This window comes from Pantoea sp. R102 (assembly GCF_004916815.1).
Lineage (GTDB): Bacteria > Pseudomonadota > Gammaproteobacteria > Enterobacterales > Enterobacteriaceae > Pantoea > Pantoea dispersa.
This window is the reverse complement of the sequence record NZ_SDFT01000121.1, coordinates 16,083-33,742: the sequence shown is the minus strand read 5'-3', so window position 1 is coordinate 33,742 and position 17,660 is coordinate 16,083. Positions and strand designations below refer to the sequence as shown.

The 17,660-nt window shown below is 56.8% G+C and carries 14 protein-coding genes; 8 read left to right on the top strand and 6 right to left on the bottom strand.

The features are described from left to right. Position 1 precedes the first annotated feature (1 nt). Entirely contained in the window at positions 2-1,030 is a 1,029-nt protein-coding gene (locus tag ERD80_RS13480) for a zinc-binding alcohol dehydrogenase family protein (protein WP_136547229.1), read from the bottom strand. 135 nt (positions 1,031-1,165) lie between these two features. Here ERD80_RS13480 and ERD80_RS13475 point away from each other — a divergent pair, with 135 nt between their 5' ends. The 6 genes from ERD80_RS13475 to ERD80_RS13450 all read left to right on the top strand — a co-directional run bounded on the left by ERD80_RS13475 (position 1,166) and on the right by ERD80_RS13450 (position 8,894). Continuing rightward, positions 1,166-2,068 (top strand): GntR family transcriptional regulator, encoded by a 903-nt coding sequence (locus ERD80_RS13475; protein WP_136547227.1) that lies wholly within the window; start codon positions 1,166-1,168, stop codon positions 2,066-2,068. Between the two features lie 171 nt (positions 2,069-2,239). Next, the gene (locus ERD80_RS13470) at positions 2,240-3,592 is read left to right on the top strand and encodes an MFS transporter (protein WP_021507894.1); all 1,353 of its coding nucleotides are present in this window, start codon (positions 2,240-2,242) and stop codon (positions 3,590-3,592) included. Between the two features lie 400 nt (positions 3,593-3,992). Then, complete coding sequence (locus ERD80_RS22675; RefSeq protein WP_136547225.1) at positions 3,993-5,366, top strand: glycosyltransferase family 4 protein; 1,374 nt, start codon at positions 3,993-3,995, stop codon at positions 5,364-5,366. Positions 5,367-5,379: 13 nt separating this feature from the next. Then, on the top strand, positions 5,380-6,654 hold the full coding sequence (locus ERD80_RS22670; protein WP_136547223.1) for a glycosyltransferase: 1,275 nt from the start codon (positions 5,380-5,382) through the stop codon (positions 6,652-6,654). Next, positions 6,654-8,060 (top strand): radical SAM protein, encoded by a 1,407-nt coding sequence (locus ERD80_RS13455; protein ID WP_021507897.1) that lies wholly within the window; start codon positions 6,654-6,656, stop codon positions 8,058-8,060. The genes ERD80_RS22670 and ERD80_RS13455 overlap by 1 nt, the downstream gene beginning before the upstream one ends. 48 nt (positions 8,061-8,108) lie before the next feature. Continuing rightward, positions 8,109-8,894 (top strand): hypothetical protein, encoded by a 786-nt coding sequence (locus tag ERD80_RS13450; protein ID WP_136547221.1) that lies wholly within the window; start codon positions 8,109-8,111, stop codon positions 8,892-8,894. A gap of 52 nt (positions 8,895-8,946) precedes the next feature. Here ERD80_RS13450 and treC read toward each other — a convergent pair whose 3' ends face one another. From treC to mntP, 4 genes are all read right to left on the bottom strand, one after another. After that, on the bottom strand, positions 8,947-10,611 hold the full coding sequence (gene treC / locus ERD80_RS13445; RefSeq protein WP_136547219.1) for an alpha,alpha-phosphotrehalase: 1,665 nt from the start codon (positions 10,609-10,611) through the stop codon (positions 8,947-8,949). Beyond that, positions 10,595-12,037 carry a PTS trehalose transporter subunit IIBC gene (gene treB / locus ERD80_RS13440; RefSeq protein ID WP_136547217.1) on the bottom strand — a complete coding sequence of 481 codons (1,443 nt, stop codon included), beginning with the start codon at positions 12,035-12,037 and terminating at the stop codon, positions 10,595-10,597. The genes treC and treB overlap by 17 nt, the downstream gene beginning before the upstream one ends. A 270-nt stretch (positions 12,038-12,307) precedes the next feature. After that, a complete protein-coding gene (locus tag ERD80_RS13435; protein WP_104094200.1) occupies positions 12,308-13,144 on the bottom strand; it encodes a fumarylacetoacetate hydrolase family protein in 837 nt (278 codons plus the stop codon). A 387-nt stretch (positions 13,145-13,531) separates the two neighbouring features. Then, positions 13,532-14,104 (bottom strand): manganese efflux pump MntP, encoded by a 573-nt coding sequence (gene mntP, locus ERD80_RS13425; protein ID WP_021507902.1) that lies wholly within the window; start codon positions 14,102-14,104, stop codon positions 13,532-13,534. 285 nt (positions 14,105-14,389) lie between these two features. On the opposite strand from mntP, the gene ERD80_RS13420 reads away from it, so the two are divergent. Further along, positions 14,390-14,635, top strand: coding sequence for a DUF1158 domain-containing protein (locus tag ERD80_RS13420; protein ID WP_132466520.1), 246 nt, complete (start codon positions 14,390-14,392; stop codon positions 14,633-14,635). Positions 14,636-15,161: 526 nt separating this feature from the next. Further along, complete coding sequence (locus ERD80_RS13415) at positions 15,162-16,772, top strand: malate:quinone oxidoreductase (RefSeq protein ID WP_059011341.1); 1,611 nt, start codon at positions 15,162-15,164, stop codon at positions 16,770-16,772. Positions 16,773-17,050: 278 nt separating this feature from the next. On the opposite strand, the gene ERD80_RS13410 is transcribed toward ERD80_RS13415, so the two are convergent. Beyond that, positions 17,051-17,638 (bottom strand): LysE family translocator, encoded by a 588-nt coding sequence (locus tag ERD80_RS13410; RefSeq protein WP_136547215.1) that lies wholly within the window; start codon positions 17,636-17,638, stop codon positions 17,051-17,053. Positions 17,639-17,660: the final 22 nt, after the last annotated feature.

Sequence of the window (17,660 nt, the reverse complement as noted above, 5' to 3'; positions counted from 1 at the left end):
TCTAGCGGGCGAAATGGATGACGCCTTTGATCAGCTCAGGGTTGTTGATCACCCCGGGCTCAAAAGTCTCGGCCAGCGTCGAGAAGTCGTAATGGCGGTTGAGCATCATATCGGCCCGCAGCTGACCGCTGGCCATCAGGGCGCGCACCCTGTCAAAGTCTTCCCGCGTGGCGTTGCGGCTGCCCAGCAGCGTGGTCTCCTTTTTGTGAAACTCGGTGTCGGGGATCACCAGATCGCCTTTGTGCAGGCCAACAAACACGATGGTGCCGCCGTGACGAATCAGCTGCACGGCGCTGTTCATCGCCGCCGGACTGCCGGTGGCGTCAATCACTTTAGCGGCCAGCCGCCCGCCAAACTCTGCGCGCAGCGCGGCGATAAAATCATCGGCCAGCGGATCGATCGTCGCCAGCTGCAGCTGCAGCGCAACGTGCGCGCGCCGCTGAGCGCTGGTATCGGCCACCACCACCTGTGCACCGGCTGCGACGGCAATCGCCGCGACGCCCAGGCCAATCGGTCCGGCCCCGACCACCAGCACCTGCTCATCGGCGACCAGCGCCGCGCGTCGCACCGCATGGGCGCTGATGGCAAAGGGCTCAATCAGCGCCGCTGCTTCGGGCGCCACATCATCAACCGCCAGCAAATTAGTGTCCGGCACGCTGAGAAACTCGCAAAAACCGCCGTCCTGATGCACGCCAATCACTGAAATCTGTTCACAGCAGTTGGTTTTGCCGCTTAAGCAGGCGTCGCAACGCTGACAGGCCACGTAAGGAATCAGCGCCACGCGCTGCCCTGGCTGAAAACCCTGCGCCGCCGCGCCCAGCGCCACCACTTCACCGCACAGCTCATGACCGAGCACGCGCGGATAGGAGAAAAACGGCTGATTGCCGGCCCAGGCGTGAATATCGGTGCCGCAAATGCCGGCAGCAATCGGTTTAATCAGGACTTCGTGCGCGGCAGGCGTCGGTACGCTGCGCTGCTGCCACACCATGCTGCGCGGTTCGGCGACCACCAGCGTTTTCATGTTTGTCATCGTTTCCTCCTGGGCTGTTCACGCAGTTATGGCGAAAATCGACCGCGGCGGGAGGCTGCGCTGTACGAAGTGTGAGTCAGCGCGATTTTTTTGGGCTTTGTGTGGTTTTTAATGCATAAAAAACCGGAGGGCCGTATGAGCCGAAGCCAGAATCTGCGTCACAACGTCATCAATCAAATGCTGGAAGCTATTGCCCGCCGCCATGTGCGCTCGCCGCTGCCCCCGCAGGCAGCGCTGGCCGAGATGTTTAATATCAGCCGCACCACGGTGCGGCACACGCTGCAGCATCTGCATCAGCGCGGCGTGCTGGAAAAAGTGGCTGAGACCTACGTGATCGTGCGCGATCCCTGCGAGGAGGATGGGTTTAGCGTACTCAGCCCACCGATCGACCAACAGGCGGTGCAGTTTGAGCAGGCGTTTTTTAACCTGATTAACCAGCGTTTGCTGATGCCAGGCGACAGTTTTACCGAGCTGCAGCTGGCGCAGCAGGTGCGGGTCAGCCCGGTGGTGGTGCGCGAGTTCCTGCTGCGCTTTATGCGTTATAACCTGCTGGAACCGGTTAAACGCGGCCACTGGCGGATGAAGAAATTCGATCAGGAGTACGCCGAAAAGCTGTTTGAACTGCGCGAAATGCTGGAAACGCACGCGCTGACCCGCTTTCTTAACCTCGCCGCCGGTGATGAACGCTGGGTGCAGGCGCGCGATCTGCTGGATCGTCATCGCGCGCTGCGCGACACCATCGCCAGCAACTACCGCCAGTTTGCCGCGCTGGATAAAGAGATGCATACGCTGATTCTCTCCGCCGCCAACAACCCGTTTTTCAACCAGTCACTGGAAATTATCTCTGTGATTTTTCACTCGCATTATCAGTGGGATGAAAGCGATCTCAAGCAGCGCAACATCGTCGCGCTGGAGGAGCATATGGCGATTCTTACCGCGCTCATCAGCCGCCAGGATGTGGACGCGCTGTGCGCGCTGCATGCGCATCTCAGAACCGCCAAACACTCGATGATCCGCTCTATCCGGCAGTACAATTAAAAACCGATTAAAAACCACAAAGCATAAGCGCCCGCACGAATCAGAAACATGTTTGCAACATCTCCCGCGGTTTACTTCTAGTCTCGAAGGCAGCCCCTTAGGGCAGCCCGTTTCGCTGCCGCAGGAACCCCAAGACTGATAACGATAAGTACCCGAACCTGGGAGGTTGCAATGGAAAATACATCAACGCGCGGCGGCACCACCGCGCCAGCACCCGAGCACGCCGGGCAGGATTATGTGCCGGCGCGCGCCGATGTGGTGCGCTCTCCGCGCATCCGTAAGATTCAAATCACCGCCATGCTGTTGCTGCTGTTCGCCGCCATCATCAACTACCTTGACCGCAGCTCGCTGTCGGTGGCCAACATGACCATCCGCGAGGAGCTGGGCTTATCGGCCACCGAGATTGGCGTGCTGCTGTCGGCGTTTTCGCTGGCCTACGGTTTAGCCCAGCTGCCGTGCGGCGCGCTGCTCGATCGCAAAGGCCCGCGCATTATGCTGGCCATCGGCATGTTCTTCTGGTCACTGTTCCAGGCGGCGGCCGGGCTGGTGCATAACTTCACGCAGTTTGTGCTGGTGCGCATCGGGCTGGGCATTGGCGAAGCACCGATGAACCCGTGCGGCGTGAAGGTAATCAACGACTGGTTCAACATCAAAGATCGCGGTATGCCGATGGGGATGTTTAACGCGGCGTCGATGATTGGTCTCTCGGTGGCACCGCCAATTCTGGCGGCGATGATGCTGGTGATGGGCTGGCGCGGCATGTTTGTCACCATCGGCGTGCTGGGCATGTTTCTCGCCATTGGCTGGTATCTCACCTATCGCGACCGGGATAACAACAAGCTGAGCGGTGAAGAGATTCACTATCTGCAGGCGGGCAGCGTGGCATCACGCAAAGAGCCGCTGAGTTTCGCCGAGTGGCGGGGACTGTTTAAGCAGCGCACCATGTGGGGCATGATGATTGGCTTCAGCGGCATCAACTATACCGCGTGGCTGTACATCGCCTGGCTGCCGGGCTATCTGCAGTCGACCTATCATCTGGACCTGAAAAGCACCGGCCTGCTGGCCGCCATTCCTTTCCTGTTCGGCGCGGCAGGCATGCTGCTCAACGGTTACGTGGTGGATGCGCTGGTGCGTCGCGGTTTTGACGCGGTGAAAGTGCGTAAAGTGTCGATTGTCAGCGGCATGCTGCTCTCCGCGGCCTTTACCACCTTCGTGACGCGCGCCACCGACACCACCAGCGCGGTAACGCTGATTGGTATGGCGCTGTTCTGCATTCACTTTGCCGGTACCTCATGCTGGGGCCTGATCCACGCTAACGTCACGGCGCGCATGACGGCGTCAGTGGGCAGTATCCAGAACTTTGCCAGCTTCGTTTTCGCCTCTTTTGCGCCAGTAATTACCGGCTGGGTACTGGATACCACCAAATCGTTCAGCCTCGCGCTGATGATATGTGCGGGCGTCACGGTGGTCGGCGCGCTGGCTTACCTGCTGCTGGTCAGAAAACCGATCACCGATGGGGTGTAACACCAGGGTTTCTGCTTAATGCTTTTCGCCGGGTGCGCAGGTTATGCGCACCCTTTCTTTATCCCCCCGCCACACCTATTCCAGCCGCCGCGTTATCGCCTGATTCTGGGTCTGATCAGATAAATTAAACTGAATGATGGCAATTACTATCCAGCACTATTAAGCCCAAAATAAGGAAAATATACCGCTAAACACGCCGGTAATAGTTATTATTTTAAGACAAAACTCAAAGACGAATATTATAAATCACCACCCTCAATGTATTATTATCCATTAATGCATTAACGAAGATGAATTAATTAGCCACAGTAAACTTTTGTGGATTAGATCAAAGTTTGACCGGACAATTTAACTTACCGTTCAGTCACTATTAATGTTCAGGTATGAGCGTGGTGACCAAATGGATTTACAACGCAAGGCCCTTTTTATCTCTTTTGATGCTGTGGCATTATCGGGTATTACGGTAGAAGCCACTAAAATTGCCGTTCGGTTACGCGAGCAGGGAATCATTTCCTTTCTTGATATCGGCTACGACATAAAAATTGATAAGGGAAACTTCGGACGCCCCTATTCCGAAAGTGAAATTAATTCGCTGAAGCATCATTTTACATTAGTCCGGCACGATGAAATTCGTCAGGTGGAAGGTTATAACCCGGCCTTTCTGCAATATATTCATGACGTACTGATTAATCATAGCCAGACGCTGGATGCCGCCGCAGAAAAAATCCTGGTGCAGCAGACGGAAAAGATGGCACAGGCGGTGGCAAACGCGCTGTGCGCAAAATGGCAGGCGCTGGATATCAATTATTTAATCATTGAGAACGGGACGCTGCCGGATAATATTATTTTTACCCGCGCGCTCTATCTGGCGATTGCGCAATACGGCGCCGCAAAACAGCTCGGCCGGTTTGTGTTGTGGCGCGACCATGACCTGATGTGGAACAGCGAATCCACCTCATCGCGTTACGGCAGCGCGCCCTGGCCACATGCCGTCAGGCAGCAGCCCTCGCCGCATATCACCTACGTCACGCTGAACCAGGCACTGGCCTCACAGCTGGCGGCCTGGTGCGAACATCAGGTCGAAATCGAGGTGATGCGTAATACCTATCCTTTTGACCCAAGCCATCCGCGCAAAGATTTACGCCGCCAGTTTGGGTTGCTGGCGCAGGACAAGGTGATTGCCCGCACCACGCGAATTATTCCGGCTAAGCGACTCGATCGGGATATTCACCTGTTGCATGCGCTGAACAGTGAACTTATCGCGCAGCATCAGCCACAGCGCGTTTATTTAATGGTCGCCGGCGATCCGCTGGAAGACAGCGTGCATTATCACGCATTGAAGCAGTTAATTAGCCGATTCCAGCTGGAGCGTTACGTCATCTTTTTTGGCGCGTTAAATCACGACTTTATGGAGCGTAATCCACAGGCCACCACCATTCAGGATCTTTATCACGCCTGCGATGTGGTGTCGTTTTTAACCGCATGGGATTACGACAGCTACGGTAATCCGATTGGCGAGGCGATCAGCCATCAGCGCTGTTATATCGCCACCCGCTATGAATATTATCACGAGGTGTATGGCCAGTACGGTTTTGAAGGCGAACTGATGGCGATTTCCGCCAGCCATGATGGCCTGCCGGATGCCGATTTTATTCAGCGCGTCAGTGCTTTATTACGGGATGACGCACGCCGCGACGCCATCGCCACGCGCAATTATCAGAAAGGAAAATCCCTGCTGTCGGATCACATCTTCCGGCAGATATTTAATGTGTAGTTAAGGAGTGACTATGGATAACCGTTGTTTTATTTCTGTCGTGCTGCCGGTTTATAACGAGGCAGCACGTATTAACGCGGTGCTGGAATCAATATTGCAGCAGCGTTCACCCGGCGGATTGTTTAATTTTGATAATCTGGAAGTGATCATGGTGGATAATAATTCCACCGATAATTCGGTCGCGCTGATTGAAGCCTTTGCCGCGCAGCATCCGCAGCTGACAATTCATCAGCTGCAGGAGACGGTGCAGGGCGTCTCTTCGGCGCGGAAAAAAGGCATGGATTTCGCCTCACAGCGCGCCGGTCTGCGCGACGAGGCCAGCGGTTTTCAGCGCAAGCACTACATTCTTTCGGCCGATGCGGACTGCACCGTTGATGCGCTGTGGATCGACGAACTGGTCGGCACCATGATTGCGCAAAACGGCGATCTGGGCACCTGTAACTACTACTACGAAACCGCGGATTTTCACGAGCGCCCGCGGCTGTATGCGGAGATTGATAAAACACTGCGCTGCCGCCACGCTTCCTTCTCCCTGTTTGGCGGCTTTCCGGACGGCAAAGGCTTTGGCGTCGAAAAGCAGCTGTACGACGAAGTGGGCGGCATCGAGATTTTTTATCAGCTGAAAAACGGTGAGTTTGTTGAGCATCTGTCAGACGACTGGGATTTTGGCATCAAGGTGATCGCCGCCGGCGGCAAACCGGTGTATGCGCCCAACTCCCGCGTGCAGATCAACAGCCGCCGGGTGGATAACCTGCTGCACGAAGTGATTGAAGGCGTGGCCTACGGCCATAACGGCACCATCATCATGAAAGATGTGCGCCCCACGCTCACCGCACTGACGCCGTTCACCGATGTCAGCGCAGAGCAGGCGCAGCAGGCGTGGCAGTACTCGATTAAAGATTACGTGCCAAAAAATCTGGTGCTGCCGGTGTTGCTGAATCCGTCGCTGCTGCGCGACGATGCCGCGGTGATTGATTTCTTCACGCCAGAGGTGGCTGAACGCCTGTTCGCCCGCATTCACAGCATGATGCAGGAGATGAGCGTGACCGATTTCCTGCCGATTCACAGCTACAAAACCCCGGCGTTTCGCCTCTATTTTGAATTCCGCCATGAGCTGTTTGCCGCGCTGCGTCGTGCCGTCGGCGCAGAGATTGGCGAGCCACCGCCGCTGCCGGCCTGCTTTGCCCAGGTGACGGAAAATGATTTCGCCCGCTTTGTCTGGTATTACTGCGAAGATCGCGAATCCGGTGAGGCGCATAACTACTTTGCAAACGGCGGGGTGTTCTGATGCGTGCTGCCTGGCTGCAATCCCTGCAGGATATCGATCGTCACTATCCTCGCCCGGCCATATGCGAGGTGCTTAGCCGGCCGGAAAACGCCGATTTGCTGGAATACGTGGTGCATGATCCTTTTGGCTGCCATGTGTTTCCCGGTGATATCGACGATTTTCCGCTGCCGAATTTTTTCCGCGCCATGCAGCACAGCCTGAGCCATGCGCCGCAAATTCATCTGTGGGCGTATATCCCTACCTGCCGCTACAAGTGCCACTTTTGCCAGTTTCCTACGGTGATTGTAAATCCGCAGTCGCCGCGCGCGCCTGAGCTGTTCCGCGATATCGTCGATCGCAACATTCAGGAGGCGAAACTGTGGCTGGCGCAGCTGCCGGCACTGGGTGAAGTGCCGGTGGGTGAGTTCAACCTGTTCGGCGGCACGCCCTCGCTGCTGCCACCGGATGAGCTGCGGCGCTTAATGGATTTTTACCGCAACCATTTCAACTTCCGCGAGGCCACGCTGCGCTTCGAAGGCGAGCCCGGCACGCTGACGCGCGAATTCCTCGCGCAGCTGCGCGAACTGGGCTTCAGCAAACTGTCGTTTGGCGCGCAGTCATTCTCTGACCGCCTGATCAAAGGCTGTGGTCGCCTGCACAGCGCGGATGCCTGCTACAAGGTGATTCGTGATGCGCGCGAGCTGGGCTTCGCCCTGGTCAGCGTCGACCTGATGTATGGCCTGCTGGGACAAACGGTGGACGACGTGCGTGACGATCTGCAGCAGGCGCGAGCGCTTGACCTGTCGCATCTGGTGTTCACCAAGCTGCACATGAAGCCGTTCGCCGAGAGCCGCACCGGCGTGTCGGCGGAGGGAGAAAATGCCTGGCAGCGTAAGAATGCGGCGATGCCCAGTCTGGGTCAGCAGTATCAGATGCGCGCGCTGGCCGAACAATGGCTGGATGGCGATTACCTTGAACATCCCACCATGTATTTCCACCATCGCAGCGCACCGCCGGAAAAGTGGAAAGCGATCATTACCGATCTCGACCAGCAGGCACCGGAAGTGGCGATTGGCCTTGGCGGCAGCTCCAAATGTGCCGGCGCGGAGCTGATTAACCTGACCGACTACGCCGATTATCAGCGCGCACTGGATAACGGTGAGCTGCCGATCGCCTCGGTGCGCGGTATGTCGCCGGATCAGCAGGCCATCAACGGCTGCAAGATGGCGCTGTCAACGCTGATTCCGCTCGACGACGTGCTGTTTCAGCAGAAGTTTGGCGTCAGCCTGTTTGCCCAGCCGACCATCGCCCGTGCGCTGCGTGAGTTGCAGCAGCGCGAGTTAGTGCACAGCGATGGCCGCTACGTCACGCTCACCCCCGCCGGCCGCGTGCTGGTAGAAGCCATCATCAATACCCAGTTCGACTAAACCGCCCTTACCTCTCAACGGCACGCGACGGCGTGCCTGGAGCCTGTTATGTCCCAGTCTGTTTATAGCTTTTTTTATATCGCCATCGACACCGAAGCGGGCGTCACCGCTGAACAGTTTGAAACCTTCGTGCGCGAAAAAGGCGTGCATCTGCCGTGCTATCCCGGCTGGCGCTGGACGCTGTTTCGCGGTCTGCGCGGCGAGCGCGTCGATCAATACCTGATGCTGTTTGAAATGAAAGATGCGGCACAGCGCGCGCGCTTTATGCAGGATGACGGTGAACTTACCGCCGAGGCAGAGCACTTCTGGCACCTGCATCCCGACGCGGACGCGCTGCTCAGCGAGTGGCGCCAGCTGGCAACCTTCGCGCGGCGCCCGACGATTTTCACCCATTTCGATCTGCTGGCAGAGAATCCTAACAGTACGCTGCCGGTCGGCCCGCGTTTTGATGCCCGCAGCGGCACCGCGCGCATTCTCGGTACCCACTATCTGGCGCTGCGACCGGGCGTGCAGCCGCAGGAATTTGAGCAATTCATCGCGCAGAATGCCGCGCGTATCGTTGATTATCCCGGCTGGAAGTTTCATCTGCTGAAAGGCCACAGCGGCAACCGGCTGGACGGCTATGTGGTGATGATGGAGATTGAGAGTGAAGCGGCGCTGAATGTGTTTTATCCGCAGCCTGATATCGCCACCGCCAGCGCGGCTGACTTTGCGCACGCGCACCGGGATACCAAACAGATGTATGAAGAGTGGAAGCAGCTGGCGTCCTTTTCCGGTTCGCCGCAGCTGTATACCGATTATCTCGCCGTGGCGGAATGTGGCACGCTGAAGTGAGTGCTGGCGGCGCGCTCTGCTCATTGCTGAAACGCGCCGCCGGTTTTCTCCGTTACGACTGGTAGTAATACACCGCTTCAAAAGGCCGCAGGTGCGTCAATGCCCCAGGCGGCGATGCCTCACTGTAATTACTCATCAGCACCTGCCAGTTACCCTCAACTTCCGGCAGCAGCAGTGGCTGCGCGCTGTGACTCAGGTTCGCCACCACCAGCAGGCTTTCACGTGGCGAATTGCGACGATAACACCAGATGTGTGACGCTTGCGGTGCCAGATCCTGATAATCGCCCTCGGTGAAGATAGCGTAACGCTTACGCAGCCGAATCAGCGTTTGGTAGCCATAGAACACCGAGTTGCTGTCGAGCAGCGCGTTAGCCGCGTTGATCAGCGTATAGTTATCCGCCACGCCTATCCACGGCTCACCCCGCGTGAAGCCGGCATTGGCGCTGCTGTCCCACAGCATCGGCGAGCGGCTGTTGTCGCGCGATTTGCTGGCCAGAATCGCCATGATTGCCGCCTCCGGCTTGCCCTGCGCCAGCCACGCAGCGTGGATGTTGTGGCTCTCAATGTCCTGATACTGCTCAATGCGGGTAAAATGAGGGTTGGTCATCCCCAGCTCTTCGCCCTGATAGATATAGGGCGTGCCCTGCATGCCGTGCAGCAACATCGCAAAGCATTTTGCCGAGGCGATGCGCAGCGCACCTTCATCACCAAAGCGCGTGACGATACGCGGCTGATCGTGGTTACACCAGAACAGCGCATTCCACGCCACGTCGTGCATCCCGCGCTGCCACTCCGCAAAAATTGCCTTGAGCTGAACGAAGTCCGGTGCCGCCAGCGTCCATTTGTCGCCCTGGGGATAATCCACCTTGAGATGGTGGAAGTTAAAGGTCATCGACAGCTCGTTTTGCGCCAGCGAAGCATAGCGCTGGCAGTTGGCCAGCGTGGTCGAGGACATTTCCCCCACCGTCATCAGCGCGCGCGGCGTGAACACATCGCGGTTGAACTCCTGCAGGTAGTCATGGATGCGCGGGCCATCGGTGTAGAACCTCCGCCCGTCATGGCCGGGCAGATCGTCGCTAAAATCCTGGTGCTTCGACACCAGGTTGATCACATCAAGCCGCAATCCATCGACGCCTCGATCCGCCCAGAAGTGGCACACCCGCTTTAACGCCTCGCGCACCGCCGGGTTTTCCCAGTTGAGATCGGCCTGCTCCGGCGCGTACAGGTGCAGATAGTATTGCTGACGCCGTTCGTTCCACGCCCAGGCGCTGCCGCCAAACTTAGACTGCCAGTTATTGGGCGGCGTGCCGGGCACCCCGTCGCGCCAGATGTAGAAATCGACGTACGGCTGCTCACCGGCTTCGGCACGCTTAAACCAGGCGTGCTCGGTCGAGGTGTGGTTAAACACCATATCCAGCACCATGCGCATACCGCGCCGGTGCGTCTCCGCCAGCAGGTGGTCAAAGTCGGCCATGCTGCCGTAGGCGGGATCGATGGCGGTGTAATCCGCCACGTCGTAACCGTTATCGATCTGCGGCGACACATAGATCGGCGTCAGCCACAGCGCATCGACGCCCAGCTGCTGCAGATAATCCAGCCGCTGGATCACGCCGTTGAGATCGCCGGTGCCGCGCGCCCCGCTGTCCTGAAAACTTTTGGGATAGATTTGGTAGATCACCGCCTGGCGCCACCAGGGATATTCAGCGTGCCTGTTCATGTTGCACCTCTGCCTGGCTGATGATGGCGGTTGCCGCTTTACGTTTGGTGATGATGATGGTCAGCAGCAGCGGAACCAGAATCGCCACCAGAATCGCCAGCGAGTAAACCGTCCAGTACTGTGGCTGAATCGAGAGAATACCCGGCAAGCCGCCCACGCCGATGCCGTTGGCCATCACGCCGTTGAGGCCGCACAGCAGCGCCGCCAGCGCAGAGCCAATCATGGCGCACAGCATGGGGTAGCGGTACTTGAGGTTGACGCCGTACATCGCCGGCTCCGTTACGCCGAGCCACGCTGAAATGGCGGCCGGCACGGTGAGGTCGCGTTCAGCACGATCTTTGTTAGCGATAATGATGCCGACCACCGCAGCACCCTGTGCAATATTGGACAGCGCAATCAGCGGCCACACCGGCGTGCCGCCCATGCTCTGAATCATCTGCAGATCAACCGCCAGCGTGGTCTGATGCACGCCGGTGATCACCATCGGCGCATACAGGAAGCCAAACAGCGCGGCACCAATCGGCGCGAAACTGCCGGTCATCAGATGACGTACCGCGAAGGCGATGCCGTCGCCGATCAGACGGCCAAACGGGCCAATCAGGCTGTGGGCGAGGAAAACCGACAGCAGCAGCGCACACACCGGCACCACCACCAGCGTCAGATAGGCGGGCACGATACGTTTTAGCGCCAGTTCGATTTTCGCCAGCGCCAGTCCGGCCAGCAGCGCCGGGATCACCTGCGCCTGATAGCCGACCCGATCAATACTGAACCAGCCGAAGTTCCACACTTCCGGCACCTGGCTGCCAATCAGATACGCATTCATCAGCTGCGGTGAAACCAGCGTAATGCCCAGCACAATCCCCAGGATTGGCGTACCGCCCAGCTTGCGCACCACCGACCAGCAAATCCCCACCGGCAAATAGAAGAAGATCGCTTCACCGATCAGCCAGAGGAAATCGTACAGCCCTTTCACACCGGGATAGAGCTGCACCAGGGTTTTATCATCCGCCACGACAATATCGCCGAGCACGTTACGGAAACCGAGAATTAAACCGCCGCTAATTAACGCCGGTAATAACGGGAAAAATATCTCAGCAAAATGGGATAATAATGCCTCGTGCCATTTCATCTGGCTGCGCGCCGCAGATTTAATCTGCTCCTTAGAGGTCTCACTAATATTTAGTGCTTCAACTAACGCTTTATAATAAGTGTCAACTTCGGTTCCAATAATTACCTGAAACTGTCCGGCAGAATTAAAGCATCCTTTAACGCCGGGCGTGGCGCGGATGGCCTCTGGATCGGCCTTGTCGACATCCTGCAGCACAAAGCGCAGGCGGGTAATACAGTGCGAAAGTGACAGAATATTTTCCCGACCGCCCACGCGGCCAATGAGATCGTTAATGATCTCGCGACTGATGGTTTTCATTATCATCCCTTATTTCCATGCCGGAATCGGCAGTGGACGATAATACGCCGCTGCTTTTAATTTTAACTATAGCAAAGCGAGGGAATTAGTTGGCGATCACAAAAATATTTACGCAATACATTGCAGGAAAATTAACTTAACAATAATTATTTAACCTGATAACTAAATCTGCGCCATTTAAATATAAATTCGGGACATTTCGTATTGTTGAATATTTATTTAAACGGTAGCGCGGTGGCTGTGCAACGTTCGCCACCGCGCAACAATACGTCAGACGATGCGGTGGCGCAGACGACCAATCTTCTCAATTTCCACTTCGATCTCATCGCCAGGGAACATAAACAGCGGTGGCGTACGCTTTTTCCCCACGCCGCCTGGTGAGCCGGTGATGATGACATCGCCCGGTGACAGCGGACTAAACGCCGAGATGTATTCAATGATCTTCGCCACCGGATGCACCATGCTGGCCGTGGTATCGTTCTGCACTTCACGCTGATTCAGCCAGGTTTTGATCGCCAGCTGCTGCGGGTCCGGGATGTCGTCGGCGGTGGTCATCCACGGGCCAAAGCCGCCGGTTTGCTGCCAGTTTTTGCCTGCGGTAAACCAGGTGAACTGCATGTCGCGCACCGTGGCATCCATAAAGCAGCTGTAGCCCGCTACATGCTGTAGCGCATCGGCGGCTTTTACCTGATAAGCCGCCTTGCCGATGATCACCGCCAGCTCGCCTTCGTAATCGAATTCAGCCGTGGTCGCCGGTTTCAGCAGGGGCTGCTCGTGTGCTGCCAGCGAATCGGCAAAGCGCACGAATAGCGTCGGCGCGTCGAGCGTGGCGGCAAACTCCTGGCGCTTGTCGGCATAGTTCATTCCAACGCAGAAGACTTTGCCCGGGTTTTCCACCACCGGCAGGAAGCGAATCGCGCTGAAGGCATAGTCCACCGGCTCGCTCAGGTAAACCTGCAGGTCACTCAGGCCACCGCGCTGCAGCAGAGTTTTCAAATCCGGACAGCTGTCGCCCAGCCGCGCACCGAGATCGATCACGCCGTCGGGTTGCACGATGCCATAACTTTTTCTTGCCTGGTCAATAAGAGAAAAACTGCACAGCTGCATGATGGCCTCAATGTTATAGAGAATTTGCGCGCAGGTTATCAAAAGCCAGACGGAAAAGCGGTATGACCTGAGGGTAAAGTAATTAATGTTTGTGAGTTTTGGTGACAGAGGTGCGCAGAGGGGAACGGCGCCGGGTGATAACCACAGGTCGATCCCTGACCGCGATTATCGAGGGTTTCTGGCGGAGCGCTTAGTTTAAGGCACCCGGCGGTACGTGTTTAAAGGTCTCAACATAAGAGCGAAACACGGAGCGGAAAAAACGTTTCATGGTGCACCTGATACAAAAATTGTTGAAGAATTACGCGAAAATTATAACGCCCGCGCATTTTTCACGCAATTATTTTTGAACCAGATCACAAAAACGCGCCCACCCCATCGTGCAAGTCGTTAACGGAACAGCCCTAAGTGCTCAATCAGGATGGTGCAGCCAATGCTGATCAGTACCACGCCGCCCAGCACTTCCGCCCATTTGCCCATTACCGGACCGATAAAGCGGCCGACCAGCACACCGGTGGTCGCCATGATGGTGGTAGCCGCACCGATGGTGAGCGCGGTGAGCACAATATTAACCTGCAGGAACGCGAGGCCAACCCCCACCGCCAGCGCATCAAGGCTGGTCGCTACCGCCGTCAGCGCCAGTACCATAAAGCCGTGGCGCTGCGGCGCTTCACACGGCTCGTCGGCCGTCTGACGGAAACCTTCCATGATCATGCGGCCACCAAGAATGCCCAGCAGACCAAATGCCACCCAGTGATCCCACGCCATAATGTAGTGGCTGGCGGCCAGCCCGATGGCCCAGCCCACCAGCGGCGTCAGCATTTCAATGACGCCAAAAATCAGCCCTGTGCGTAATGCTTCTTTGAAGCCCGGACGATACAGCGACGCGCCTTTGCCCAGTGCTGCAGCGAAAGCGTCCATCGACATACCAAAGGCCAGAATCAGGGTTGCGATAAATGTCATGGTTTTCAGTCAATGCGGTGAAATAAGACGATTAAGCCTGCACTTTGTCCGCATATCGGGTTCAGTAATGAAAAAGTGCGCGCAGTCTAGCACGCTAACCCGCTAAAAAAAAGACAACAAAATCATGGGTTTAAGTATAGCAAAGGCTATAACTCTTAACTGCCGCTATTTCTGCAGCTAAGTGGATGGAATAGAAGAAATTTCTTAGCGCGCGCTGCGGCGGGGATTGCACCGCGCCGCGGTTTTATGCGCTAATGCCCGCGCTAACTGATTTGGAATGATGCGATGAAAAACCCGTTTGAAACGCTGATCATCCCAGGCGGCATTCTGCTGCTGGGCTTTCTTTCGGCGCTACTGCTGCCCGCCCCTTCGTTTGGCGTGGCGCTGGCAAAACAGCTGCAGCAGGCTCTGCATCTGCAGGATGTGAATCAGCTGTACACCATAGTGTTCTGCGTCTGGTTTTTGCTGCTGGGTACCGTTGAGTTTTTCATTATCCGCTTCGTCTGGCGCCGCTGGTTCCAGCTGCGCTGAGCGGTGCGCGTGATGCATTTTTCTTCTGACGGGCGCCCGACACCGTGCCCAAATTAAAAGTCACACAAATGTAACATTATTTTTACACGATCTGGCGAAACATCAGGCAACATAAAATCCGCATAAAAAATCAATTTCGCTAAAACCTATCGTTTTCAATGCGTTAATTTGTGATCCAGCTCACCGTGTGAAATCACCCCTCTCCATTTCCCTCACACTGCCGCAACAACTACGTTACTATAACTGCCTGATTAGGGGATAAAAATCCCTTATGACAGCGCCGTCGGGCTGATTAATTCTTATGCTGAATCATTTCTGCATTTAAAAAATAAACAAACGTTTAATTCCGATACGAGAATGTTATATTCGAATGCATATGCATAACGTGCAGTTAACCGTTATCACACCTATGGCTTAAACCTGAGTCTTAACCTTTGAGAAATAGCGCAACGCGCTTGCAAAAAGCGTGGCTGTTTCGCCTGCGAACCTGTTGAGCTTCAGGGCAACAGAGAGGAGATGTCGCCTCATGAGCAACACTGCGGTAAATCTGGCGCTAGCCGCCGCTGGCATGGAAAGCACACACCTTCAGGAACGAAAAGACGTAGATGTCCTGCTGATCGGCGCAGGCGTGATGAGTGCTACCTTAGGCACCTGGCTGCAGGATCTCGAGCCAGACTGGTCGATTGAGATGGTCGAGCGGCTGGATGATGTCGCGGTCGAATCCTCTAACGGCTGGAACAATGCCGGCACCGGCCACGCGGCGCTGGCCGAGCTGAACTATACGCCCGAAAGAGCGGATGGCAGCATCGACATTGCCAAAGCGGTGGCGATTAACGAATCCTTCCAGATTTCCCGCCAGTTCTGGGCGTATCACGTACAGAAAGGCAACCTGCGCAATCCAGCCAGTTTTATCCACAGCACGCCACACATGAGTTTTGTCTGGGGTGATGCCAACGTGGACTTCCTGCGCAAACGCTTCCAGGCGCTGCAGAAAAGCACCTTGTTCCGCGGCATGAACTATTCCGAAGACCGTGACCAGATTGCTCAGTGGATTCCGCTGGTGATGAACGGGCGCGACCGCAAACAGAAAGTAGCCGCCACCTGGACCGACATGGGCACCGACGTCAACTTCGGTGAGGTGACGCGTCAGCTGATTGCCGCGCTGGAGAAGAAAGCGCATTTCCGCCTGCGTCTGCGTCAGGAAGTGCGCGATATCAAGCGCCTGAGCGATGGGCGCTGGCAGGTAAACCTGCACAACCTCGCCAGCGGTGAGTCGCGGGTGCTGACCGCGCGCCAGCTGTTTATCGGTGCCGGCGGTGCGGCGCTGCCGCTGCTGCAAAAAACCGGCATCCCGGAAGTAAAAGGCTACGCCGGATTCCCGGTGGGCGGCTCGTTCCTCGTCACGGAAAACCCGGACGTGGTGGCGCAGCACATGGCGAAGGTGTACGGCAAAGCCAGCGTGGGCGCACCACCGATGTCGGTACCGCACGTTGATACCCGCGTGCTGGATGGCAAGCAGGTGCTGCTGTTTGGCCCGTTTGCGACCTTCTCCACCAAATTCCTCAAGCAGGGCTCGCTGCTGGATATGTTCGGCGCGATGAACAGCAGTAACCTGCTGCCGATGATGCAGGTTGGGCTTAAAAGCTTCGATCTGGTGAAATATCTGGTCGATCAGGTGCTGCAAAGCGATGACGATCGTATGGAAGCGCTGCGCGCTTATGTGCCGCAGGCAAAACAGGAAGACTGGAAGCTGGTCACGGCCGGCCAGCGCGTACAAATCATCAAAAATGATGAGAAAGAGGGCGGCGTGCTGCGTCTCGGTACCGAAGTGGTCACCTCGGCCGACGGCTCGATCTCTGCGCTGCTGGGCGCGTCACCGGGCGCCTCCACCGCAGCACCGATTATGCTGGAGCTGATGGCGAAAGTGTTCCCGGAGCAGATGCGCTCGCCAGAGTGGCAAACCAAAATCCGTGCGGTAATCCCGTCGTGGGGCCGCAAGCTGAACGGCGACGTGGCGCTGACCGAGAAGGTGCTGGCCGAAACCAGTCGCGTGCTGCAGCTGGATTACGCACCGGTCATCACGCCGGAAGCTGCCAACGACGAAGGCCGTGAAACCGCCCATGTGGTAGGCAAGTAAGCGGCGACGCCTGTTCCTTCACCGGTAAATACAGACCTGCCTGAGGCCGCAATCGCGGCCTCTTTTTTTTGATTACGGTGTCGCCTTTTGGATGACGCAATCCCTGACGGTTCAGCCAGGGATTTATTCACCAGGAAGCGCACGTTTGTTAGCGGCACAATACATTGCACATTGCGCGATAAATCGCGCCGCTACATCAGGGTGCGTCGTACGGCTTCGTTAACTGAACAGCCCCCCATATGGTGCCCCTGCTTACCGCGCCATCCAACGCCGTAGCATCAGCTCAATAGCAGCGCGCCATACAGCATCCACCCGGTGGTCGCCACCAGCGACAGCGCCATTAGCGTGTTGAATGCCTGACGTTTCCACGCAATCTGCAGGTGATGGCGCAGCCGATCGCCCAGCGCTGCCCAGATTAAAATGCACGGCAGGTTGAGGGCGGCGAAGCCGAGCAGCACCGCCAGCACACCGTTGCTGTTGGCATACATCAGTGCCACGTTGGTGACCATCAGCCAGGCTTTGGGATTCACCGCCTGGAAACACACGCCGCCCAGCAGGGTCATTGGACGCGGACGTTCGCGCAGCTGCGGCGCACCGGCGCGGAAGATTTTCCACGACAGCCACAGCAGATAGCAGCATCCCACCACCGTCAGCGGCAACCGCACCGACGCCATCCAGTGCAATAGCAGCTCCAGCGCCACGCTCGCCAGCAGCATCTGTAACGCACAGCCGAGCAGGATGCCAAACAGCATCGGCAGCGTGCGCCGGAAGCCAAAATTGACGCCGGACGTGGCCAGTAACAGATTGTTCGGACCCGGTGTAATCGACATCACCGTAACGTAGCTAAAGAAGGATGGATCGAGCATGGTGCGTTTCCCTGAGAATCAA